16 protein-coding genes are annotated in these 23,260 nt (G+C 55.4%); 3 read left to right on the plus strand and 13 right to left on the minus strand.

Annotated elements, in window-relative coordinates; all coding sequences use genetic code 11:
* Nucleotides 1-241: 241 nt before the first annotated feature.
* Nucleotides 242-2,824 carry an S-layer homology domain-containing protein gene (locus tag NST26_RS33030; RefSeq protein ID WP_445323355.1) on the minus strand — a complete coding sequence of 861 codons (2,583 nt, stop codon included), beginning with the start codon at nt 2,822-2,824 and terminating at the stop codon, nt 242-244.
* 208 nt (nt 2,825-3,032) lie between these two features.
* Here NST26_RS33030 and NST26_RS33035 point away from each other — a divergent pair, with 208 nt between their 5' ends.
* Together NST26_RS33035 and NST26_RS33040 are read left to right on the plus strand one after the other, a co-directional pair.
* Nucleotides 3,033-5,393, plus strand: coding sequence for an AraC family transcriptional regulator (locus NST26_RS33035; RefSeq protein ID WP_339312166.1), 2,361 nt, complete (start codon nt 3,033-3,035; stop codon nt 5,391-5,393).
* 12 nt (nt 5,394-5,405) lie between these two features.
* Nucleotides 5,406-7,058 (plus strand): ABC transporter substrate-binding protein, encoded by a 1,653-nt coding sequence (locus NST26_RS33040; RefSeq protein ID WP_340980742.1) that lies wholly within the window; start codon nt 5,406-5,408, stop codon nt 7,056-7,058.
* Nucleotides 7,059-7,222: 164 nt separating this feature from the next.
* On the opposite strand, the gene nikE is transcribed toward NST26_RS33040, so the two are convergent.
* From nikE to NST26_RS33070, 6 genes are all read right to left on the minus strand, one after another.
* Complete coding sequence (nikE, locus tag NST26_RS33045; RefSeq protein ID WP_339257678.1) at nt 7,223-8,041, minus strand: nickel import ATP-binding protein NikE; 819 nt, start codon at nt 8,039-8,041, stop codon at nt 7,223-7,225.
* A 20-nt stretch (nt 8,042-8,061) separates the two neighbouring features.
* On the minus strand, nt 8,062-8,886 hold the full coding sequence (locus NST26_RS33050; RefSeq protein WP_339252604.1) for an ABC transporter ATP-binding protein: 825 nt from the start codon (nt 8,884-8,886) through the stop codon (nt 8,062-8,064).
* A gap of 19 nt (nt 8,887-8,905) precedes the next feature.
* Nucleotides 8,906-9,736, minus strand: coding sequence for a nickel ABC transporter permease subunit NikC (gene nikC / locus NST26_RS33055; protein WP_339252605.1), 831 nt, complete (start codon nt 9,734-9,736; stop codon nt 8,906-8,908).
* Nucleotides 9,733-10,680: a nickel ABC transporter permease gene (nikB, locus tag NST26_RS33060; RefSeq protein WP_036728006.1), complete on the minus strand. Its 948-nt coding sequence runs from the start codon at nt 10,678-10,680 to the stop codon at nt 9,733-9,735. The genes nikC and nikB overlap by 4 nt, the downstream gene beginning before the upstream one ends.
* Before the next feature lie 22 nt (nt 10,681-10,702).
* Nucleotides 10,703-12,322, minus strand: coding sequence for a nickel ABC transporter substrate-binding protein (gene nikA / locus NST26_RS33065; protein WP_339252606.1), 1,620 nt, complete (start codon nt 12,320-12,322; stop codon nt 10,703-10,705).
* Between the two features lie 262 nt (nt 12,323-12,584).
* On the minus strand, nt 12,585-12,944 hold the full coding sequence (locus NST26_RS33070) for an ArsR/SmtB family transcription factor (protein WP_036728009.1): 360 nt from the start codon (nt 12,942-12,944) through the stop codon (nt 12,585-12,587).
* A gap of 141 nt (nt 12,945-13,085) precedes the next feature.
* Here NST26_RS33070 and NST26_RS33075 point away from each other — a divergent pair, with 141 nt between their 5' ends.
* On the plus strand, nt 13,086-14,498 hold the full coding sequence (locus NST26_RS33075; RefSeq protein WP_245367922.1) for an MFS transporter: 1,413 nt from the start codon (nt 13,086-13,088) through the stop codon (nt 14,496-14,498).
* A gap of 89 nt (nt 14,499-14,587) precedes the next feature.
* On the opposite strand, the gene NST26_RS33080 is transcribed toward NST26_RS33075, so the two are convergent.
* The 6 genes from NST26_RS33080 to NST26_RS33105 form a co-directional block, all read right to left on the minus strand.
* Nucleotides 14,588-14,755 (minus strand): CxxH/CxxC protein, encoded by a 168-nt coding sequence (locus NST26_RS33080; protein WP_063829067.1) that lies wholly within the window; start codon nt 14,753-14,755, stop codon nt 14,588-14,590.
* 102 nt (nt 14,756-14,857) lie between these two features.
* Nucleotides 14,858-16,654: a M3 family oligoendopeptidase gene (locus NST26_RS33085; RefSeq protein ID WP_339252611.1), complete on the minus strand. Its 1,797-nt coding sequence runs from the start codon at nt 16,652-16,654 to the stop codon at nt 14,858-14,860.
* Nucleotides 16,655-17,109: 455 nt separating this feature from the next.
* Nucleotides 17,110-18,912 carry a thiol reductant ABC exporter subunit CydC gene (cydC, locus tag NST26_RS33090; protein ID WP_339252613.1) on the minus strand — a complete coding sequence of 601 codons (1,803 nt, stop codon included), beginning with the start codon at nt 18,910-18,912 and terminating at the stop codon, nt 17,110-17,112.
* Complete coding sequence (cydD, locus tag NST26_RS33095) at nt 18,909-20,678, minus strand: thiol reductant ABC exporter subunit CydD (protein ID WP_340956948.1); 1,770 nt, start codon at nt 20,676-20,678, stop codon at nt 18,909-18,911. The genes cydC and cydD overlap by 4 nt, the downstream gene beginning before the upstream one ends.
* On the minus strand, nt 20,678-21,694 hold the full coding sequence (gene cydB, locus NST26_RS33100) for a cytochrome d ubiquinol oxidase subunit II (protein WP_339252617.1): 1,017 nt from the start codon (nt 21,692-21,694) through the stop codon (nt 20,678-20,680). Before cydB ends, cydD begins: the two co-directional genes overlap by 1 nt.
* Nucleotides 21,681-23,087: a cytochrome ubiquinol oxidase subunit I gene (locus tag NST26_RS33105; RefSeq protein WP_339252619.1), complete on the minus strand. Its 1,407-nt coding sequence runs from the start codon at nt 23,085-23,087 to the stop codon at nt 21,681-21,683. Before NST26_RS33105 ends, cydB begins: the two co-directional genes overlap by 14 nt.
* Between the last annotated feature and the right edge of the window lie 173 nt (nt 23,088-23,260).

A 23,260-nucleotide genomic window follows, 5' to 3' on the forward strand; every position in this document is an offset into this window, starting at 1 on the left:
CGGCGTCTTACAATCTACAAGTGTAAATACAAGCTCTGTTCTATACATTACACTTGTAGATTGAATTTGTCAAATATGCCCACATTGTAACGATTGAACGCGAAACGGCACCCAAAGTGGCTAAGTGGCCGTAACCATAGCAAGAAGCACAAGCCAGCGGCTTGTACTTCCTGCTTTCTGTCCATAAGAATTCTTACTTACAGCCTACCTCTCACTCACTTGCAGTTAACAACCCCGCTGCCTACAAGCCCGTAATCAAAGCCTTAACCGAGCTGTCGCTCTCCAGCGCGCGGATGATCACGGCCACCGCTTCGGCGCGGGTAGCCTGACTCTTTGGCGCGAATGCTGAAGCAGAGATGCCCTTCACCAGATTAGCCGAAGCGGCCTGGCGGATGGCGTCAGCTGCCCAGTAGCTGCTGCTGACATCGGTGAAGCTCGCCGGGGTGCCAGTCTGAAGCACACCGAGATTCAGCACACGGCCGATAATCGTGACCATCTCAGCTCGGGTAATGGTCGCCCCTGGCTTGAAGCTGCCGTCTGCGTAGCCGGTTAAGATGCCTTTGTCCGCCAAGGCACCGATATAGCCAGCCGCCCAATTGGAGGCTGTATCCCCAAATTTAGAGGCCGCCGATGTAGTGCCTATCCCGAAGGAGCGGGCGATCATCGCTGCGAATTCGGCTCTGGTCACCGGTGCATCCGGACGGAAGGAGCCGTCCGCATAGCCGCTGATGATCTGCAGCTTCACGGCTGTAGCGATGGTGCTGCTGCCCCAGTGGCCTGCGGTATCCTTGAAGCTGATGCTCTCATTCTTCGAAGCCGCAATAGCTTCAGTCACGGTCTTGTATACTGTCTCGCGGCTCACCACTCCGGATTGGAACGGATTAACTCCACCCTGTGGCTGTTTCTCTGGCTCAGTAGGAGTGCTGCCGTTCCCTGGTGTTGTGCCGGTGGTGGTCCCTGGTACCGTTCCGGTATTTCCAGCCGGAGTACCTGGCGTTCCGCCCGGATTGCCGCCGCCAGTTCCGCCGCTTGTCGTATCTGTAATACTAAGCGCAATCTGATCGCTCAGGTAGACGACCTGGGCGTTATATTTGCTTGGCAATCCTTCAACCTGCACGGAAGCAAACTGCCCGCTGCGCTGGCTGACGCCATGCGTAATGAGCGGAATCAGGCCGCTGCCTGGAACGTAGCTGTTCGCGAAGTTCACCTTCAGCTTCCCGTCAGCCTTCACCGCGCCCTCAACCTCAAGGATATCGTTTGCTCCAGTAAGGCCCAGTACAAGCGTACCTTCGGAGGCCTGGGTGAAGCTGCCGCCGATCACCATTTTACCGTAGACGTTCTCAACTACAGAACCGCCGGTATTCGTCACATTCCCTTTGCCGAAGGCTGTTGCCGAGTCTCCTTCCAGAACACCCGCGTTCACTTCAGTACCACCGGAATACGTGTTGCTGCCCGCCAGCTTAAGCGTGCCTGTACCCTCCTTGGTCAGTCCGCCCGTCCCGGAGATATCATTGCGCCAGCGGTCTGCGGCGTGGAAGCCGCCTTTCGCAGCGTCCATAGCTACCGTTACATGCTCAGCAAATGCACCGTACCCGTCGGCAGCGGCGAACAGGTTCAATCGTCCCCAGCCTTCGGGATCATCCAACAGTGGATAACCGGATGGGAGTGCCGTTGTTACGAGAACTGCTCTACGCTGATCCGCAGTCAAGTAAGGCAGGCGGGTCTCCAGCAAGACCTCTGCTCCCTTAGGAGCAACAGCAGGCTCAGTCGTGGAGTGAATCTGCGGGAAGCCGTAGGTCAGCCGCTGGGTATACTGGGCCTTATTCTTCGCATAATCCGTGAACCGGTCTTCTGCGGTACCCGTCTGTGTGAGCAGCACTTCATGAGCCTGAGTATAGGCCGCCTGCTTCAATGCCATATTGTCCGGGTCTGTCAGCGCACCTGCTGCGAAGGCCATGGCTGTCACTCGTCCGCCCATAACATCCAGCGGTGAGTGCATCCCGGCGACGACACGGTTGTTGCCCATCTCCGAGGCCCGGGTCATCAGCTCCTGGAAGCGCTCAGGTACAGAATATGCCAGAGCCAGGGCTGCCAGATAGGAAGCGTTGGTATGTCCGCTCGGGAAGCCGCCGTCTGTGGCAGGCGTCTTGCTCATCGCCGGCACCAGTGTCGGTACGATGACAGAGGTATCCTTCCAGCGGAACGGACGCTTGTAGCTGTAGAAGTTCTTGGCCTGGCTGGTTGAAGCATAATTGCCGCGGATGATTCCGATCAGGTCTACCATTTTGCCAAGCTGGGAATTGGAATCACCCGCCTTGTTACTGTCATTGCCATCATTGTATTTCACGGAAGTCGCATCATCTGGGATGCTGTTAATGGTCGTGTAAGTTCCTGACATCGAACGGTACAACTCAGACAAAGGTCCAAGGCCGTCAGCCGCTCCATAAGTCTGGTTCCGCCGGTCATCGTAATACGCTGCCTCCTCCTCTGCCGGAGTACGGGTCTTAGACAGATCCGCCACATATTGAATGTTGTAATCCAACACTCTGCTATTCAGCTTCGTCCCGGTATCCCAAGTGACACCCGGTGTCCAGAGATCCAGGAAGCCGGAGAGAACACCGATCGAGGGGTTGGAATACACCGCCATATTCACAGGTGTGTTATTCTTATAAGTATCTACGAAATGTCCCCAAGCCGGAGCAGCTGGCAGCTCAGTTAATGAATTACCCGTGGCCGCCTCTGCAGGATGTACCGCGATAGAATTCGTGAGGAGTACCAGACCTGCCGTAACAGACAACAGCTTTCTTTTCGACTTCAAGTTCAATGTGTCAGCCCCTATCTTGTTATTTTGATTGCCTGAATCGGACTCAATATAGCACCTGCCTCCACCGCCGCTCAATAACACAATTTCGCAATTCTATGATTTTGGGAACAATTCAGCTTTTTTCCGGCCATTTAACATGGATTTAACATGAATCCCGAACAGATTGGTGAGGGGCTAGTGTATAATCCGCCTGGGAGGAGAATACATCTTGCGAAAATGGAACTCTGCCTTTGCCGCCCTAGCCGCTTCATACATCTCTGTTGTGTTAGTCATTGTCCTCTTACTCTGCTCTGCCTTCTATCTGTATTTCTCGAACCATTATAAGGAAGAGCTTCAGGGCCGCAACCGGCTCATCCTTGACAATACCGCCCGTACCCTTGAAGCCTCCGTGCTTCAGCGGGTGCAGCAGATCTATCTGGAAGTCTCACTGAACCAGCGGGCTGCGCTCCGTATGCTGCCAGATGCTTCACTTCCAGCGAATCTCAGCAAGGTGAGCAGTCTCCAGGAGTCGCTGAACATGCAGGTATCCAATCATTCGGACCTGATACAAGCCGTACATCTATATGCTCCCAGGCAGCATCTCCTGCTGTCCTCGCTGTATGGGCTGAAATTCCGTGCGGATCAGCAGGCGGGTGCCGCCTACTGGATGGATTGGGTGAACGGCATGAACCTTAATTCCCGTAACAGCCTCTGGACAGAGGCCCGGTTCGTGCCGGACGATATCGTCTCCAGCATCCCCGGCGGCAGCGGCAGCCAGCTGATCACCTATGTGCACAGCTATCCGTTCCAGTCCCCCGGGGCAGCCAGTGAGCTGCTGATTGCCATTGATCTGAAGGAGAGTGCGCTGCGCGCCATTCTGCAGAATATGATGCCTGCCCGCTATCAGAGCAGCTTCATTGCTACACCCACTGGCGGGATTGTAGCCGGATCGAATCCGGATGCTGCAGCTCAGGCTGACACCTATGCTGCCAGTATCTCGAATGCACTAGCCTCTCCTGAGACATCCGGGAACATGAGCCAGGAGATCGGGGGCAGCACCTACGTCATCTCCTATCAGGACCTGCCGACCACCGGGTGGAAGCTCTTCAGTGCGGCTCCGGCGAACCTGTTCTATGAGAAATGGCTCGTTGTCCAGAGGGTCATCCTCTCCCTGTGTCTGCTTGCTCTATTGGTAGGAATCTGTCTGTCCGGCATTCTGGCCAAATTGAATTACAGTCCGCTTAAGCGGCTGCTTCGCACTATTAAGGACCTCTACGGCCCGGGGCCTGAGGTGCCAGGAGTGCGGGGACCAGCCCTTAACGAATTCGGAATTATCGATTCCGCCTTCAACCGTCTGAACGACAAAGTGACCACACTGGAGGGGACGCTTGAGGCCAGCAGTCCGCATATCCGGCAGAACATGATCCTGAATCTCCTTCAGGACAGCCCTGCCCAAGGCAGCGTAACCATAGATCCGCAATTTCTGGGACTCTCTCTGGAGCACCGTCATTACTGCTGCCTGCTCCTCAACACCCGTGGAGCTTACGCCCGCATGAGTCTAAGTGGCTTGCAGGCAGCCATGAGCGGGATGACCGGGACGCTTGAGGCGATCCGGCTTCACGGAATCCGCATTCTGGCCGAGGAGCTGCCGGACAAGCAGACGGTTGTCATTATCAGCGCGCACGAAGCCTCCGGGACGCTGCTCGAACAGCTCTCGGACCGGATTACAGCAGCGGCGGAGCAGCAGTTCCAGCTGAATATTCAGCTCTCGCAGGGCTGCTGGGTGGATGCCATCAGCCTTCTTCACACCAGCTACGCTGAAGCGCAGACCTTAATGAAATATGCTTATTTTCTGCCAGAGAGCAGGGTCTTGAAGGACCGGGAGCTGCTGAAGAGGGAACAGAGTCTTGACGAGATTCCGCAGCCTGTGCTGATGAGATTCAAGGACAAGCTGCAGAACCGGCAGCTGGATGAGACTCTGGCCGCGCTGGAGCAGCTGATAGCCGTCATGCGGGAAGGCAGCTACCCGGCGGATTATTGCCACTTCGTGCTGGCGAACACCGTATTTATGTACTCGGATTATCTGAAAAGCATCCGCTACACCCCTTCCGCCCACGGGCCTCTGGATCTGTATAACGAATATATTGCCCTGCCGGATATCCGGCATTTGCAGGAGTGGTTCGCCGCTTCCATCGGCATCTTCATTATGGAGACGCAGAAGCGGAACAGTGACCGCGCACTCTCGACCATTGAAGCGGCCAAAGCCTATATCGGGGCGCATCTGTCCGGGGATCTATCGCTGGATGCCGTATCCGCCAAGGTCTTCATCAGTCCCAAGTATCTAAGCAAGCTGTTCAAGGAAGAGCTGGGGATCACCTACACCGACTATATTACCGGCATACGGATGGAAGAGGCCCGGCGGCTGATTGAGAACAACAACATGTCGATCGAACAGATTGCCGGTACGGTCGGTTATGGAACGACTCCCTACTTCATCAAGCGCTTCAAGGAGATCTATGGCTGTACGCCGGGGAATTATTTGCGAACCGTGAATACACTGCCGCCGCAGGCGGAGATTAGCTTGGGATAAGGAGGGTGCCTTATGTATATGTATAAAAGAATAATGCTCTTGCCCCTCCTGGGGCTGATCTGCGGCTGCAGCGGGCAGCCAGCTTCCCTCTCGTCTGCGCCTGGACAAGAGCTGCTGGATCCATCCGCTTCCGCTTCTGATTCTGCTGATTCTGTTGTTCCCGCTTCCTCTGCCCCGAAGCTCAAAATCTCCTGGACCATGCATCAGAATCTGCCGGTTGCGGAGGATGCCGTAATGGTGCGGGAGCTGGAGCAGAAGTTCAAGGTAGATCTGGACTTCTGGAATCTGCCGAATAACAAATATGAATCCCTGCTCGACCAGAGGCTGGTGCAAGGCAGCATTCCCGACCTGTTCCGGGTCCGGCAGACCCAGGATCTGCTGAAGTACCAGCAGCAGGGCGTGCTCGCCCCTATTCCTGAGGAACTGCTGAACACCTACGCTCCCAATATTCTTAAGGCCATCCGCGAGAATGCACCCGCCTATCAGCAATATGGCCGCATTAACGGGGCCTATTACGGCATTCCGGTCATTAATCCTACCAATATCTATCGGGTCCCCGTGGTCTACCGGCAGGATTGGCTGGACAAGCTCGGCCTTAAGGTGCCGGATACCTTGGCCGATTTCGAGAAATTCATCTATGCGGCTGCGAACGAAGACCCCGACGGCAACGGTATCCGGGACACCTACGGCTTGTCGCAGGAGGGCATGAATGTTGTCTTCGGCGCCTTCGGGCAGATGGTCTTCACGGATCAGCTCTACTTCAGCCGGAAGGATCAGGGACTGGTTATTGGCGCTCTTGAGCCGGATATGCAGGAAGCGCTGCGTTATCTCCGCAAATGGTACCGGGACGGGGTCATTGATCCCGAGTTCATCACCGGGGAGAATAGCGGAGGCTACAAGCATCTGTCGCACGCCTTCATTAACGGACGGATCGGCATGACCTCCATGGGCAATTATTATCACTGGACACAGGCAGGGGATTATACAGACTGGAGACTGGATGACCAGAAGGCAGCCAGACTGGTTCCGGTAGAAGCAATGTTTAACGTCAAGGAGTTAACCGCGAAGCATCCGCAGGCCAAGATCGCTTTCGGGCGGCCGGTTAGCGGTCCGGACGGCAGACGCGGCTCCAAAGCCTACGATATGCTGATGAGCTTCACCGCCATTGGCGCGGATGCTACCCAGGAGCCGGGCAAGCTGGAGAAGATCCTCCAGCTGCTGGACTACGTCAGCGCAAATCCTGACCCCGATGAGGCGGCATCTCTGCAGTATGGTATTCAGGGGACACACTGGGACTGGGCCGGAACGGACAAGAAGGATATCATCCTGCTGCCGCCGTATAACCATAAGTTCAGCTACCAGAATACGATCGGCGCGGGGATCGGCATGACCCTGCCCATCCTTCCTGCCGGACGGAGCGAGCAATGGGCGGCAACCCTGGGGCTGGATCACGACGGCATCTATAATGCCTTGGAGGTGGCTACGCCCTCTCTGATCAGGAACAGCGCTGGGCTAATTAACCTAAGAGACCAGGCGTATATTGCCTTCATCACCGGGGAGCGTCCGCTTGAGGAATTCGGGGAGTTCGTCGAGGAGTTCCTGGCGGCGGGCGGAGCGGAGGTACTAGCGGAAGCAAATGAGTCCTATAAGAAGCTTGATCCATAAAATAACCCCACAAAGTGAGGCTTTAGCTTCGATGATGACTCAGGTACTTTGCGGGGGCCCCAAAACATATAAAGCGAAAACGGTACCGTCCTATAAAAGGGCAGTACCGTTTCGGCGAGAGTGTAGTCTCCTCTATTGCTCCATTGCTCACGGGATGTTTACCGTTATTGTACAGCGTTCCTGGGCAGCTCCCTGTGCCGGTTCCGCGGATGCTCCGCAAGCATGGAATCGAGTAAGCCCCGAACCGCAGGATGAGAGGACTGCAGGAACTGCTCCTTGCTGTCGTTATATTCCACTATCTTGCCCTGATCCATGACAGCCAGTGCGTCTGAGATCATACAGGCGGCCTTAATATCATGGGTGATGAACAGATATGACAGACCGAACGCAACCCGCAGCTCCCCAAGCAGCCGCAAAATATTCGCCTGGTTAATCATATCTAAACTACTAACCGCCTCATCCAATACAATGAGCTTAGGCTTCAGCGCAATCGCTCTGGCGATATTGATCCGCTGCAGCTGTCCTCCGCTGAACTGGTAGGGCTGCTTCTGCATGTCCGCCGCACTTAGTCCAACACACTCCAGCAGCTCACCTACCGCCCGCTTCTGCTCCTGAACGCTCAAGGATTCGTAATTGGACAGCGGCTCACCAATAATCTGCTCTGCTGTCATCCGGGGGTTCACGGCAGAATAACAATCCTGGAAGACCACCTGCAGATCGCGGCGGATGGTCCTGCGCGCCTGCGGGCTCAGCTTATACAGATCCTGGCCCTGAATCAGCACCTGGCCCGCGCGGGGCGGCTCCAGCCCGAGAATAACCCGGCCCAGTGTGCTTTTACCGGCTCCGCTTGATCCCAGCAGCCCCAGGCAGGTTCCCTCCTCTATATGAAGAGACACGCCGGACAACACATTATCCTGCTTCGCAGGACGCCTCCACCGGCGGGATGCAGCATAGGTATGGGTAACTTCCCTGACCTCAAGCATGTATTCTGCCGCTATTCCAGTCATAGCTGGCCCCCTAACTGCGGACTAAGCTGAAGCAGCGGCCTTGCTGCCAGCAGCTCCCGGGTGTATTCATGCCGGGGATGATCGAATAATTCGAATACATCGGCGGTCTCAACAATCCGCCCGTGCTGCATAACCGCAACTTCATCAGCCAGCTCCGCAATGACGCCGAGATCATGGGAGATCAGCAGAATAGCGGTTCCATGCTCCTGCCGCATCCGGTCCAGCTGCCGCAGCACCTGGAGCTGATTGGTCACATCCAGAGCCGTAGTAGGCTCATCGGCAATGATCACGGAGGGCTTCAGACACAGGGTGAGCGCCAGCATCACCCGCTGGAGCATCCCGCCGCTCAGCTCATACGGATACTTTCCCAGCAGCGCTGCGGGATCGGGCAGATTCACATCAGCCAGGGAGCGGATCGCGCAGGCTCTGGCTTCTTTTTTTCCCAGCTTCACATGTGTACGGATCGATTCCACAAATTGCACGCCGATGGTGTACACCGGAGAGAAGGCTGTCATCGGATTCTGCATAATCAGGGCAAGACTACTGCCGCGAAGCCTGCGCATGTCCTTCTCCGGAAGTCCGTTCAGCTCACGGGTATGCAGCCGGATACTGCCTTCGATCACACTCGTCTGCCGGTCCAGCATCTGGAGGAGCGCCAGCGATGTTACGGTTTTTCCGCTGCCGCTGCCTCCCACAAGACCCAGCACACGCCCCGGCTTCAGCTCCAGGCTAACATCCTCTATGAGGGGCAAATATCCTGCCGCTGTCTCCACAGATACCTTCAGATCCTTCACCTGCAGCACATATTCCGCTTGTTCCATGATTCGCTCATTCCTTCTTTCAGGAGCCTCGTTTGATCCCGTACCGTTCAGACAGCGCCTCGCCCAGCAGATTAAACGAAGCTACAACCATAATAATCATCAGGCCCGGATAGAGCATCAGCTCGGGATGATTGCGGATGAAGGATTTCCCTTCGTTCAGCATCGCCCCCCATTCCGGTGTAGGCGCCTGGACGCCCAGGCCCAGGAAGGACATCGCCGAGATATCCATAATCGCCCAGCCCATCTCAAGCGTCCCAATCACCACAATCGACGGCAGAATATTGGGAATAAGGTGCCTGCTCATGATCTGCCAGGGGGAAGAGCCGCTGATCCGCGCTGCCGTGATGAAATTCCGCTCCTTCAAGCTGACAATCATATTCCGGAACATCCGGGCGAAGTACACCCACTGCACCAGCATCAGAGCAATAACCAATTGAGACAGGCCCGGCCCCAGGATCCCGATCAGACCGAAGACCAGAATCATACTGGGAAAAGACATAATGCCATCGCACAACCGCATCAGCGCAGCATCCAGCCACCCGCCGCTGTACCCCGAAACCACTCCTGCGAGCAATCCCACCCCTAAGGAAGCGGCAAAAATAAGCGAGGCAAAGCCCAGCGAGATCCGTGTTCCATACAGCAGCCTGGATAGATTGTCCCGGCCCAGCTGATCTGTCCCCAGGAGATATTCCCACGAGGGCGGACTGAGCTTCGCTGCCAGGTTCACCCGTATCGGGTCATGCGGTGAGATCCACGGGGCCAACAGGCCAGCAAGACCAAACAGGATCAGCAGGCTGCCGCAGATCATGATCACTCTCTTGCCTTTTAAACGGCTGCTTAAGTTATTCATCCTTGGCTGGCCCTCCCTTTACGCGCAATTCGCGGGTCCAGGAACAGCTGCAGCAGATCGGCTATCAGATTGCTCCCGGCAATCACACAGACCGAGAGCATGACATAGCATTGAATCACCGGAATGTCACGGTTAATGATCGCTTCAATGAAGTACCGGCCGAAGCCCGGCCAGGAGAATACCTGCTCTACGATAATCGCCCCTGTCAGCAGCTTCCCCAGATTGATGCCCAGTCCTGTAATAAGCGGTGCTATGGCAATTCTCAGCACGTATTTATACAGAATCACACGTTCCTTAATCCCTCTTGCCCGGGCATACCGGACATAAGCCTCCTTCAGCTCCTCCAGGACGGTCGTCCGCAGCAGGCGCGCGTAGATGGCAATCAGCCAGAGTGCCAGGGTAATAGACGGAAGAATCAGGTGCTGCACAGACCCTCTGCCCTCCACAGGCAGCCATTCCAGCTTAACCGAGATGAAGAACATCAGCAGATAGCCGATCCAGAAGACCGGAACACAGGCGCCGATATAGGCGAATACCCGGATCACATGATCTAACAGCCGGTTTTTGTAAATCGCCGCTAGCACCCCAAGCGGGATGCTAACCACCAGCGCCAGCACGATACTGGCGGACGCAAGCTGAAGCGTTGCGGGCAGCTTCTGGGCAACCTCTCCCCATACGGGCATATTGGACAGGTAGGAATGGCCGAAATCCAGCCGGAGCAGCCGGCCCACCGATTGAACATATTGCGTCAGCAGCGGCTGGTCCAGCCCGAATTCATGCCGCTTGGCGGCCAGCACTTCATCATCCGGCTGGATATGCGCCGCAGCCAGATAGGCTTCAGCCGGGTCCACCGGCCCTACCCGGATCATCACGAACATCAGCAATGAGGAGAACAGAATGATGGGGATGATCGCCAGCACTCTTTTTCCGATATATACGCCCACTTAGAACCCTCCTGCGTGACTACTACTTCTTCTCAATACCATGAAGCGGGTATTCATCCCGGTTGGACGGGAACTTGAATTCAGCCACATTGTCCCGGTACACTGCCATCTGCTTGATGTAGGAGATCGGAAGGATCGAAGACTGCTCCTGCAGCGTAGTGAGCACAGAGCCGAACAGCCCGGTACGGGCTTTGTCATCTGTGATAGCCATACCTTCCTTAATCTTCTTGTCGATCTCAGCCTTCATCGGCAAGGCCGCCAGAGTATCCGAGACCCCGTAGCCCGGCTGTACAACGGCAGTCATGAAGGAATGCGGGTCATACGGCGCACCAAACGTCGAGTAGAAATTCATGTCGAACTCATTGGCCTTTCTGCGCTGGATGTAGACGGTCAGCTCGACGCCGGTGATTTTCAGATTCACACCGATCCCCGCCCATTCAGCTTGCAGAGTCTCCGCCATGGACTTCATCGTCAGATCCGCCTTATCATACATCAGCTCCAGCTCAAGCTTCTGTCCATCCTTCTCCCGCACGCCCCCACCTGAAGGCAGCTTCCAGCCCGCTTCATTCAGCAGCGCATTCGCCTGCTCCACATCATATTTTACCGGGCTCACCTTGATATTGGCATAAGGCAGATTCGGAGGCAGGATATTGTCCGCCTTCTCCTCCAGCCCCAGCGTCACCCCTTCGACCATCGCTTCCTTATTGAAGCCCATGCTAAGTGCCTGACGGACCTTAAGATCAGCGAGCTTCGCGTTCATGGTATTCAGCACCAGATTGCGGGTTGCGATCGGCTCAGACAGCTTAGTGACGTACTTCCCGGTGCTCTCAAGCTCCTTGTAAGCGTCATAGCTGATGAGACCTTCGCCGTAGATCAGGTCCAGATCCCCTTTTTCAAAAGACAGCACACGGGTCTCCGCATCCGGGATCACCTTCACCACCACCTTGTCCACCTTCGGCTTCTCGCCCCAATAGTAAGGATTCGGTGTAAAGGTTGCCGATTCATCCTTCTTATACTCGCTTAGCACCCAAGGTCCGGTTCCAATCGGGCTACGAATGCCCTTGGACGTATCGCCATCCTCGGGGAAGCCCGCCTCGCCAAGGAAGCGTACCGGCCGCACCACCGCAAGATCGTACAGTGCCGGATAATACGACTCTGTCAGCGTGAGCCGGAACGTAGTGTCATCAACCGCTTCTGTCTTCTCAATCAGCGGGATCATGCCCAGCCATGTGTGCAGCTTCTTATTATGTAAGACCGCATCCATATTCTTCTTCACCAGCTGTGCGGTAAAAGCCGTTCCGTCCGAGAACTTGACGTTGCTGCGGATCTTGAACGTGTATACCTTGCCATCCTGCGACAGTGTCCAGGATTCAGCCAGAGCCGGAACAAGCTTCCCGTCCTGATAACTGACCAGCGGCTCATAGATCATAGACTGGGCTAACAGCTGGGACGGATTATATAAATGCGGATTCATCGGTCCGATATCCCGGGGCCACGCCATTGTAAGGGTCTTCGCAGCTTGTGCGTCTCCGGCAGCCGATGATTTCTCCGTAGTATTCGATGAACAGCCTGCAGCGACCATGGATATAACCAATAATACGAGCAGGCCTTGCAGCAGCCTCTTACCTTTAGATGCGAACATAGCGTTGACTTCCTCTTTTCTAATCGAGAATGATTATCATTACAATTTAAAATGTTACTTCACCTGACACAATTCTGTCAATGGTAACGGTTGTATGCTCTGTACATACAAGTGGAAACGGCTTTGCCGTCCTTTTAAAGGACGGTACCGTTTCGGCGAGAAATAGAAGGATAATGTATAGCGTGAAACATATACATTCTTATATTTTCAAAAAACCACCCCAGAATCTGGAGTGGCGATGATGTCATACGGTATATGATTGTTATCCCTGCTCTTGCCCTTCCTCTTCCGGCTCCCCGAATCCCTCATCCGGCCCGGGTCTGACGTAAGCCTGCAATACGGAATCCAGCAGTCCGGGGAACCGCTCGTCCAGATCTTCCGTCCGCAGGGACAGAATGCGCTGGGTACCCTGCACCCGGGTATGAATGACACCCGCTTCGCGCAGCGTCCGGGCATGGTGGGTCAGCGTGGACTTGGCAATCGGCACCTTGAAGCTGTTGCAGGACTGCGGGCCGTGGTTACAGATCTCCGACACTACATATAGACGGATCGGGTCGCTAAGCGCATAGAGCACCGAGGCGAGCTGAATGTCCTTGCGGTCCGGATGATGGAGCTGCTTCATGAATAAGACTCCTTCAGAGTATATAATAGTACTTCTTTTCACGATGATTTCCTAATTGCATTTTACATTAGCGCATGCTATATTTCAATAGTTCGTAAGTAATCGAACAATACAATAAAAGAATGAAGGAGTGGCTTTCTCATGACCTCATCACCTGCTTCTGAGGGCGATCAAGAGCATTCAATGGCTGCTCCGCAAGCGGCTCTTCCACGGGAAGGACTGTTAACTCTGCTATTCAGCGTTGCTGTCGTCCTCGTTATTATGAACACAGCGATGTTCAATCTGGCCCTGCCTGATGTAACCGAGACCTTCGGCATCACCGCAGCGTCCGCCTCCTGGATTGTAACCGGGTATTCCATCATGTTCTCTATTGCCTCAATCACATACAGCCGGCTCTCGGACTTCCTGCCGATCCGCCGGCTGCTGGTTATCGGGCTGCTCACCTTAGGGCTTGCTGCTGTGGCCGGATTCTTCAGCACCAGCTTCATTTTCCTGCTGATTGTGCGTATTCTGCAAGCCTCGGGGGCAGGCGCCGTGATGTCGCTGTCCCTTGTCCTGTTCACCCGCTACATTCCGCAGGCCCGGCGCGGCAAAGCCATGGCGACGATTATGTCGGCCGTCTCCCTGGGACTGGGTCTGGGTCCGGTAGCCGGCGGCTCCATTGTGGAATACCTCGGCTGGACCTGGCTGTTCGCAGTCACTGCAGCTATTCTGCTGCTGGTGCCGCTGTTCCTGATCCTGCTGCCCAAGGAAGTTCCGGCTCGCGGCTCATTCGACGTTCTGGGCGGGATCTTCCTCGGCGTGGGTACCACCGGTCTGCTCCTGTTCCTGACCAGCGGACTGTGGATCGCGCTGATCGCCGGCATCGCCGCGATTGCCTTATTTGTAGGGCGTATCCGCACGACCCCTGATCCATTCGTGCTGCCAGCGCTGTTCAGCAACCGGCCATATCTGGTACTGGCGCTGATCGGGGTTGCCTCCTACCTGTGCAGCTTCGCTACCCTGTTCCTGCTGCCGCAGATTCTGACTCACCGCTTCGGCTTCAGCGCCAGCCATGCCGGGCTTGTCATCTTCCCGGGCTCACTGCTGGCCATTTTCGTCTCCCGCCTGGTCGGACGGATGATCGACCGCTACGGCAACACCGGAATTCTGCGCTTCGCACCGCTGCTCGTTCTGGCCGCCACCGTATTGTTCGCCCTATTCGCCGGACAATCCTGGATCGCCGTCATGCTCGTCTACATGATTATGAGCCTGTCATTCACTGTACTGTCGAGCAGTGTATCGAATGAAATCTCGCGTATCCTGCCTGCTTCGCAGATCGGCTCCGGGATGGGGCTCTTCCAGCTGCTGCAGTTCTTCAGCGGTGCCTTCAGCGTCGCGATGGCCGCCAGCGCCCTGGAATGGCAGCGCAGCCTGCCGCTTCAGGCCGCTTACTCCAACATCTACTGGGGATTGTCAGTTGCAGCAATCGTGGCGATCGGCTCCGCCTTCATCTACCTGCGGAGCAGTCAGCGCAGCCCGCTGGCCGAGATGGCGAAAGCCGCAGACTGCTAAATCCGCAACTGCACCATTCACGCATACACCGCACGCCAAAACACCCTGCAGCCTTCACGGCCACAGGGTGTTTCTTATTCCGGCCGTCCTCAGACGACCAGATATTCCGCATTTCGTTCACATTCCGCACATTTCGCCGGCGGGTCCCAGTCCGAGAACTCCGTCTCCTTCAGATCGACTACATCTGGTGCATCCTCGTACTCGTCCACAAATTTGTCGATGGCCAGCTCTACGTGTTCCTTACAGACTACATACATTCAATCAAGCATCCCTTTCTGTGCCGCTGCGGCGTAGACTTATACTACTGTTCTACCACACTTCCCTGCAAAAAGGAACCTCACGCAGCGCAAAATACACTCTTATTCCCGCCCCGCAAACTTCCGGACATCCCCGGCAATGAATCCGAGCGCCTCCTGCCAGAAATCCAGGGAATGCACATCAATATCCATCAGCTTCGCAGCGTCTGCGATACTCCGGGTACTGGTCGCTGAGAGGAACTGTTCATAGCGGCTCACGAACGCCTGCCCCTGCTTTTGGTACTGGGCATACAGCCCCTTGGAGAACAGCAGCCCGAAGGAATACGGGAAGTTCAGGAACTCATTGCCTGCCATATAATACCCGGCCTTGCTAATCCACTGGTAAGGATGAATGGACCCGGGCAGCACACTATCCCCGTAAGCGGCAGCCATCGACTCCAGCATCAGTGCGTTTAGTTCCTCTAATGGGAGGGGACCGGATAACCGGCGGGCATAGAGCGCGCTCTCGAAGCAGTACCTGGCATAGAAATCGACAATATAATACCCCGCATCCGAGAGACTACGTTCCAGGATCGCATCCGCTTCCTCCGCAGGCAGCGAGTTCAAGAGTTCAACATGAATCAGACTCTCGCAAAAAATCGACGCCGTCTCCGCAATCGGCACCGGATAATCCATGTTGACCATCGTATGTCCTGCGAGGCGGCTGGTATGGTATGCATGCCCAATCTCGTGAGCCAGCACACTCACATCTATATATTGGCCGTGGAAGCTTGTTATGATCCGGCTCTCTCCAATCGGGACGATATCGACACACATCCCGAAATTGCCTTTCCCGCTGCGCGGCTCGGCATCAATCCAGCGCTCCCCGAACATCTTGCGGGCAAACCCGCCCAGCTCGGGGCTGAATCTGCTGAACCCCGCGATAATCATCGCCTGGGCCTCAGCATAGGTGACGCGGATTGAAGACTCCGTGCCAATGGGCGCAAAAACATCCCAGAACGGCAGCTGTCCCCCCGAATGCCCCAGCCGCCCAGCCTTCTCGGCATAATACTCCCGGAAGACCGGCAGGCTCTCCCGGATGGCCTGAAGCATCACCTCCAGCGTCTCCTCATCCATCCGCGCTGCTTCCAGCACCTTATGCAGCGGGGAAGCATAGCCCCTCAGCTCATAGATGGCTGCCGCCTCACCGGAGACAGCATTGATACAGGCGGCACTCTGCTCCGCTACGCTGCGGCAAGCCTCATGCTCTGCTTCAGCCGCCGCCCGCCGTACCGCAGAATCGGGGTCGTAGACCAGATTCCGCAGCTCCGCCAGTGTCACACTGCGGGTCACTCCGGCCAGCTCCAGATCGGTCCGCAGTGTAGACAGCGTCTGCATGTACAGCCGTTCCCACGCCTTCGAGCCGGTGTTCTGCATCCGGGCAATCACCGCTTCGCCTTCTGCGCTGAGCATATGCTGCGATTTCCCCTGTAATCCGCGCAGATAGAAGCTATGCTGCTCCAGATAAGCGCTGAAACGGAGACTCCGCTCCAGTTCATCCGCGCTTACCCCTGCCAGCCATTTGCTGAAGCGGACCAGAGCTTCCCCCGCCCCGCTGGTCACTTCTTCCAGCTCGTCCATCAGATTGACGGCTTCCTCACACTGGCTGTCCGCACTGAATCGCAGCTCCGCGTAGCTGAACAGACGCAAATATAGCTGTTGATACGCATTATATTGTTTAAGGAACTCTTCCATCAGTTCTGCAGGAGCCTGCCCGCTAACGGGCTGCGAGGCCGACCATGTATTCAGCTCCCCGGCAAGGCTCTCCACCTGCCGGCGGTCCTGCTGAAATCCCTCCGACTCGAACGAGGGATAGATCCGGTCCAGATTCCATGTTAATTCGCACGTTGTTGATACCATTGATTAATCTCTCCTTATTTATAATCACAGGAGCCCTCCGTTATCATATGCTTCCACCCCGTTCTAATTGATCCTGACAGGATCATCCAGTTAAGTGTACCTTAATTTCCCGGGTTTGTCCTATTCACCGGACATGGACACGATTACATCCGGCCCGAACACCCAGCACTTTCGCCCAATGTGATCGGTTTTCCGATTACATCCGACCCGCACACCCCAGCACTCGCCCAATGTGATCGGTTTTCCGATTACATCCGACCCGCACACCCCAGCACTCGCCCAATGTGATCGGTTTTCCGATTACATCCCGCCCGAACACCCAGCACTCGCCCAATGTGATCGGTTTTCCGATTACATTGGGCGCACGTGCAAAAAAAGCTCTTCCTGCCCCCAGCGGGACAGGAAGAGCTTTTACCTTTGTACTCACACACTTACCTCGGCTCTAATCCTAGCCTCTACACACCATCTGCCCCATTCAGATATTGACCCGGGCGGTCCAGCTCATAGAGCTTGCGGTAACGCGGCTGCCGCTCCATCAGCTCGGCATGGGTGCCGCGCATCTCCACTTGGCCGTTCTCCATGAAAATGACCTCGTCCATCTGCTCGGCGCCCACCAGATGATGCGTGACCCAGATCAGCGTCTTGCCGGCCATTGCCTCGAACATCGTGGCCAGCAGCTCGCGCTCCGTGCGCGGGTCGAGGCCAACGGTTGGCTCATCCAGCACAACCACCGGCGTATTCTGCAGCAGAATACGGGCCAAGGCCATCCGCTGGCGCTCTCCGCCGGAGAAGCGCTGCCCCGCCTCGCGTACCGGAGTATCATAGCCCTCCGGCAGCGAAGAGATCAGCGTATCCAGCTTCGCCAGGGCTGCCGCCTGCTGGACCTCTGCCTCCGAAGCCCCCGGGTCCCCGAGCCGGATATTGTTCGCCACCGTGGTGTCGAACAGATGCGGGCTCTGGTTCAGCACCGCGATGAGCTGCGGAATCCGCTCACCGTAAGCCGCAGCATCGATACCGTTAATCGTCACGGAGCCGATGGTGGGCGCAATCACGCCCTGCACCAGCTTGAGCAGTGTCGATTTACCGGCTCCGCTGCGGCCGATCACTGCAACCTTCCGCCCCTGCGGCAGCGCAAGGTCCAATTGCTGAACAGAGAAGTCGTCACCTGCCGCATAGCGGTAGCCCGCCGACTTCAGTTCAATCTGAACCTGTCCGCTGGCCTTAGCCGCCTGCAGCGCAGCGGCAGCCTGAGCTTCCGCTCCGGCACTCCCAGCAGCAGTTCCCGCGCTAAGCGGGGTATCTCCCGCTGCGGCTTCCACGCCCTCCAGCCGCTCCAGTGAATTCCGGTATTGCGGAATTTTCTCCACAGCCTCGGATACGGGCAGGAAGGCATCTGCCACCGGGAAGACCACCAGCACGAACGCCGCAATCAGCGTTCCGGCAATCGCCCCTTCAGCATACTGTCCAGCCGCCCAGTATAACAAAGACAACACAGCCAGGCCGACAACGGCCTGCCCGATGAACATACGCAGCCGTGCCCAGCGCCGCAGCGAACCGTCTATGCGGGCAACCGCCTGCTCGTCCGCTTCGTACGTATCGACGAACTGGCTCTGCCGCCCGCTGATGACCCAGTCACTTAAGCCCAGCACAGCATCGGTCAGCTTTTGATACAGCCGGTTCCGCTCCTGCTTCACCTGACGCTGACGCTTCTGGGTCAACAAGAGGGAGATCAGCGGTAATACGACTACCAGCACCAGCATGTAGAGTCCCATAAGCAGAGCAAAGGCCACATCGAACGTCCCGAGCGCAATCATCGCCGCTGCATAGATTAATAGCGCGATAATACTCGGAAAGACCGTCCGAAGATACACATTCTGCAAATATTCAATATCATCGGCAAGCATACCGAGAATATCCCCGGTACGGAAGCGTGAGGACAAGAACAGCGCCTGTGGCTCCAGCATATGGTACAGCCGGACCCGCATCTTCGACAGAATGCGCAGAATCGTGTCATGTCCCACCAGCCGTTCCACATAGTGGATGACAGCCCGGCTGGTCCCGAAGGTACGCACACCAACAATGGGGACATAGATCATCAGTATATTTTCCGGCGGAATCGAGGCCTTCGAGATCAGGAAGCCGGAGGTATACATCAGCGAAGACGCTGAGAAGATCGTCAGCGCGCCCAGCAAGATAATTAACACGAACCGCCAGAAGTAGGCAGAGTAATAGGGAGCAAACCATCCTTCACGTTTCAATGGATTCCCTCCAATTGACTTTGAATAAGCTCATAATAAGCACCCCTCCGCGCAGTCAGCTCGTCGTGTGTGCCTATTTCAGCCACCCGTCCCTGCTGCATAACGACAATCAGATCCATGTCGATCATCCAATGCAGGCGGTGTGTAGCCAGGAATACCAGCTTACCCTCGAACAGCGGCAGCATCGTCTCCTTCAGCTCATATTCCGTCTCAATGTCCAGATGGGCCGTCGGCTCATCCAGCAGCATGATGGGGCGGCTGCTCAGCAGAGCGCGGGCCAGAGCCACACGCTGCTCCTGTCCGCCGCTGAGCGAACGGCCGCCGCCGCCGATCATTTCGTTCAATCCCTCCGGCAGCGAGGACACCAGCTTCGATAAACCTGCCGACTCCAGCGCGGCAGCTACCGCTTCCTGCGAAGCCTCAGGATAATAGAACCGGACATTATCAGCCAGAGTGCCGCTGAAGATATACGGGCGCTGCGGAATATAAGCCGTCTGCTTCCGCCACCCCTCATCGGTCAGCGCACTGACCAAGCTTCCATTGATCGTAAGGCTTCCGGAGGTTGGATGAAGGAAGCCGCCCAGAATATCTACAAGCGTAGACTTGCCTGCCCCGCTCTCCCCGATAATACCGATTCTGGCATATCCCCTGAAGTCGAGATTCACCCCTTCGAGCGAGGATACACCGTCAGCTTCATATTGTACGCCCACCGCATGAAGCCGAAGTTCACTATCATTGTTCCACGTGAAAACGCCTCCCGGCAGCTCTCCTCCATCGCCCTTCACCGCTCCCTGCCCACCCGGCTCCAGCAGCTTCGCCTGGACCGTCTCACGGTCAATGATGCTCTTCATCGCTTCTCCGGCCTCCTTGCCGTCCAGTGTGGCATGGAAATCTGCACCCACCAGCCGCACCGGCAGGAAATATTCCGGCGCGAGAATCAGGATCGTCAGTCCGGTAACCAGCGTCATCTGCTCATTGACCAGACGCAGACCGAGACTTACCGCTACCGAAGCGACAGACAGCATGGTGAAGAAGTCCAGTGCGAACGATGACAGGAAGGCGACTCGCAGCGTACGCATGGTTGCTGAACGGTAGCGGTCACTGACCTTAGCAATACTCTCACTGTGGCTGCGGCTGCGTCCAAGATATTTCAGCGTCTCCAGACCGCGCAGTGAATCCACGAAGTGATTCGATAAGGTACGGTAGGACTTCAGCTGACGGTCCATCTGCTTGCGGGCCGTCATCCCGATCAGGATCATGAATACAATAATGATCGGCATCGTTAAGGTAAGAATGACACCGCTGGACGTATCCAGGGTGAATACATAGATAAGCAGCAGAGCGGGTGTTACCGCCATACCGACCATCCGCGGAATAATCAGCTCCAGGTATGTGCGGAACTTCGTTACTCCTTCAAGCACTAATGTGACCATATTTCCGGTTCCCCGGTCGCCAGCCAGCCGTGGTCCCAGCTGGAACAGCTTGTCCATCATCTGTCTCCGCATGCTGCTGCCGGTCGCTTCCGCGAAGCGGTACGCCGCCCGGCTCATCAGCATAGCGCAGGCATGACGCACAAGAAACGCAAGAAGGAACAAGAGCGCTCTAGCCCCTTGTTCCTTCAGCGGTTCTCCCGCAAACAGCGCAGAGACAGCTTCTGCCAGCGACTTCGCCAGCAGAAGAATGGAGAAGCTTTGCACCAGGGTCAGGAAGCCAACCAGCAGAAATACAGGCTTAACTCCTTTGTACCCAAGCAAATTTTTATCCATTAGTATTCAAGATGCTCCTTCTCATGAACCCGTTTGTGGAAGATGAAATAACTCCAGATTTGATAGCCCAGCACGAACGGCAGCAGGGTCAGCGCTACAATCGTCATCACCTTCAGCGAATATTGGCCGGAGGCCGAATTCGTAATCGTCAGGTTGAATGCCTGATCCAGCGAGCTGATCATCACCCGCGGGAACAGTCCGATGAAGATCGATGCAACAGACAGCGCCATCACAGCACCAGTCATCCCGAAGGCATAGCCGTCCTTCTTCTTAGTCATGAAATATCCGGCCAGCAGATAAGCGGCTACAGCGAGAACGACTACAATCCATAGCAACGTTCCGCGTTTATCGAAGATATCCGTCATAGTATATGTCATCACAACGAAGGCTACCAAGAGCGCCGCCAGTGGAATCAGCAGCTTCTGGGCCAGCTTACGCGCCCGTTCCTGCAGATCTCCAAGCGTGCGGAGCGTAGTGAACATCAGCCCGTGCACCAGACACAGCAGGACAACCGTAATCCCTGCAACCACTGTATAAGCATTGACGATATCGAAGAATCCGGCATACATCTGCATATCCTTGTCGATCGGCAAGCCCTTGATGAAGCTGGCGAATACCACGGCGAGCAGGAACGGCGGTAGGAAGCTGCCGAAGAAGATGCAGACATCCCATGTTTTCTGCCAAGCCTTGGAATCGCGCTTGCCTCTGAATTCGAAGGCGACACCACGGGCGATTAGCGCCAGCAGAGCAAATACAAACGGAATATAGAAACCGCTGAACAGCGTAGCATACCAATGCGGGAAGGCCGCGAACATGGCACCGGCACCCGTAATCAGCCATACCTCATTTGCATCCCAGAACGGACCGATCGAATTGATCAGTATCCGTCGCTCCGTATCATTCTTGGCCAGAATCTGCGTCTCCATCCCTACACCGAAGTCGAAGCCTTCCAGGAAGAAGAACCCGACGAACAGCACCGCAATCAGCAGAAACCATAATTCATTAAGAGAAAGCATGAGTTGATCCCTCCTTGTTATACGGATCGTGGGATTCACCGTGTTCGTTATCCATAGCATAAGGACCTTTTTTGATCACTTTGACGAACAGGCCGACTAGCACTGCACCCAATATGGCATAGATCGCGGTAAAAGAAATCACCGAGAACAGTACCTGTCCGCTGGTAATATTAGGTGATACACTGTCTTCTGTAGTCATAAGTCCGAATACAGTCCATGGCTGACGCCCGATCTCTGTCATAATCCAGCCGGCCGTGTTGGCAATCGGCGGAAGCAGCAGTCCCCAGAACATGAAGCGCATGAACCAGGTATTGGGTCTGTCCATCTTTTTACGCCACATGAGGTAGATCGCGTATACCCCAAACAGTATCATCAGCGAGCCTGCAGCCACCATGATCCGGAAGCTCCAGAAGGTTGTTTTGACCGGCGGAATATAATCTCCTGGCCCATAGGCCACTTCATACTCCTGCTGCAGCTCCAGCATCCCCTTCACTTCACCGGAGAATTTACTGTAGGACAGGAAGCTCAGCAGATACGGAACCTGAACTTCATTGCTGTTGGTCTGGTTCTTCACATCGATATTGGCAAACACCGTCCAAGGTGCCGGGTCGCCGCTCTCACCCCACAGCGCTTCGGATGCGGCCATCTTCATTGGCTGTGTCTCTACCAGATATTGAGCCTGTGCATGTCCTGCAACCGCAACGCCGAAGGATGAGATAACCCCTACAATTGCTGCAATCTCGAATGATTTTCGGAAAAAGGCAACGTCCTGCTTCTTAAGCAATTTGTATGCACTGATCCCTGTTACCAGGAAGGCGCCCGTAGCGTAAGCGGCAAGCACTGTATGCGGAAATTCCACCAGCAGCTGGCCGTTTGTAATCAGTGCGAAGATGTCATTCATCTCCGCGCGGCCATTGTTAATCTGGAAGCCGACCGGATGCTGCATGAACGAGTTAGCCAGCAGAATCCAGAATGCCGACAGCATCGTTCCGAAGGCGACCAGCCAGATGGATAACAGATGAATCCGCTTGGATACCTTATCCCAGCCGAAGATCCAGATTCCGATGAACGTGGACTCCAGGAAGAAGGCCAACAAGGCTTCAATCGCAAGCGGAGCCCCGAACACATCACCGACGAAGCGCGAATAATCCGACCAGTTCATCCCGAACTGGAACTCCTGCAAGATCCCTGTTACTACACCTACTGCGAAGTTAATCAGGAATAGCTTCCCCCAGAATTGCGCCATTCTTTTGTACTCTTCATTGCCCTTTCTTACGTACATGGTCTCCATAATGGCAATTATGAGCGCAAGTCCGATCGATACTGGCACAAAGAAATAATGAAAAATTGTCGTCGACGCAAATTGTATACGCGACAGCAGTACTGTATCCATATTTCTCCCCTTCCTTCTCCCCATTTCGTTATGTCTATTTTGTCAAATTCCCATCACTCAAAGTGTGATAATTATCACATTATACGCCCCGTTTAGGCATAAAAAACAATAAATTTGTGACAAATATCACAATTTTGCATTTAAAAGCAAAAAAAATAAGACGGTTTCACCGT

Origin of the sequence: Paenibacillus sp. FSL R7-0128 (assembly GCF_038002245.1) — a bacterium.
Taxonomy (GTDB): domain Bacteria; phylum Bacillota; class Bacilli; order Paenibacillales; family Paenibacillaceae; genus Paenibacillus_AQ; species Paenibacillus_AQ silagei.

Excerpts from the sequence above, each read along its gene's own strand:
- NST26_RS33075 (WP_245367922.1), top strand. The coding sequence starts at position 13,086 with ATGACCTCATCACCTGCTTCTGAGGGCGATCAAGAGCATTCAATGGCT.
- nikA (WP_339252606.1), bottom strand. The coding sequence starts at position 12,322 with ATGTTCGCATCTAAAGGTAAGAGGCTGCTGCAAGGCCTGCTCGTATTA.
- cydD (WP_340956948.1), bottom strand. The coding sequence starts at position 20,678 with ATGGATAAAAATTTGCTTGGGTACAAAGGAGTTAAGCCTGTATTTCTG.
- NST26_RS33080 (WP_063829067.1), bottom strand. The coding sequence starts at position 14,755 with ATGTATGTAGTCTGTAAGGAACACGTAGAGCTGGCCATCGACAAATTT.
- NST26_RS33040 (WP_340980742.1), top strand. The coding sequence starts at position 5,406 with ATGTATATGTATAAAAGAATAATGCTCTTGCCCCTCCTGGGGCTGATC.
- nikC (WP_339252605.1), bottom strand. The coding sequence starts at position 9,736 with ATGAATAACTTAAGCAGCCGTTTAAAAGGCAAGAGAGTGATCATGATC.
- NST26_RS33085 (WP_339252611.1), bottom strand. The coding sequence starts at position 16,654 with ATGGTATCAACAACGTGCGAATTAACATGGAATCTGGACCGGATCTAT.
- nikE (WP_339257678.1), bottom strand. The coding sequence starts at position 8,041 with ATGCTTGAGGTCAGGGAAGTTACCCATACCTATGCTGCATCCCGCCGG.
- NST26_RS33070 (WP_036728009.1), bottom strand. The coding sequence starts at position 12,944 with ATGAAGCAGCTCCATCATCCGGACCGCAAGGACATTCAGCTCGCCTCG.
- NST26_RS33105 (WP_339252619.1), bottom strand. The coding sequence starts at position 23,087 with ATGGATACAGTACTGCTGTCGCGTATACAATTTGCGTCGACGACAATT.
- cydB (WP_339252617.1), bottom strand. The coding sequence starts at position 21,694 with ATGCTTTCTCTTAATGAATTATGGTTTCTGCTGATTGCGGTGCTGTTC.
- NST26_RS33050 (WP_339252604.1), bottom strand. The coding sequence starts at position 8,886 with ATGGAACAAGCGGAATATGTGCTGCAGGTGAAGGATCTGAAGGTATCT.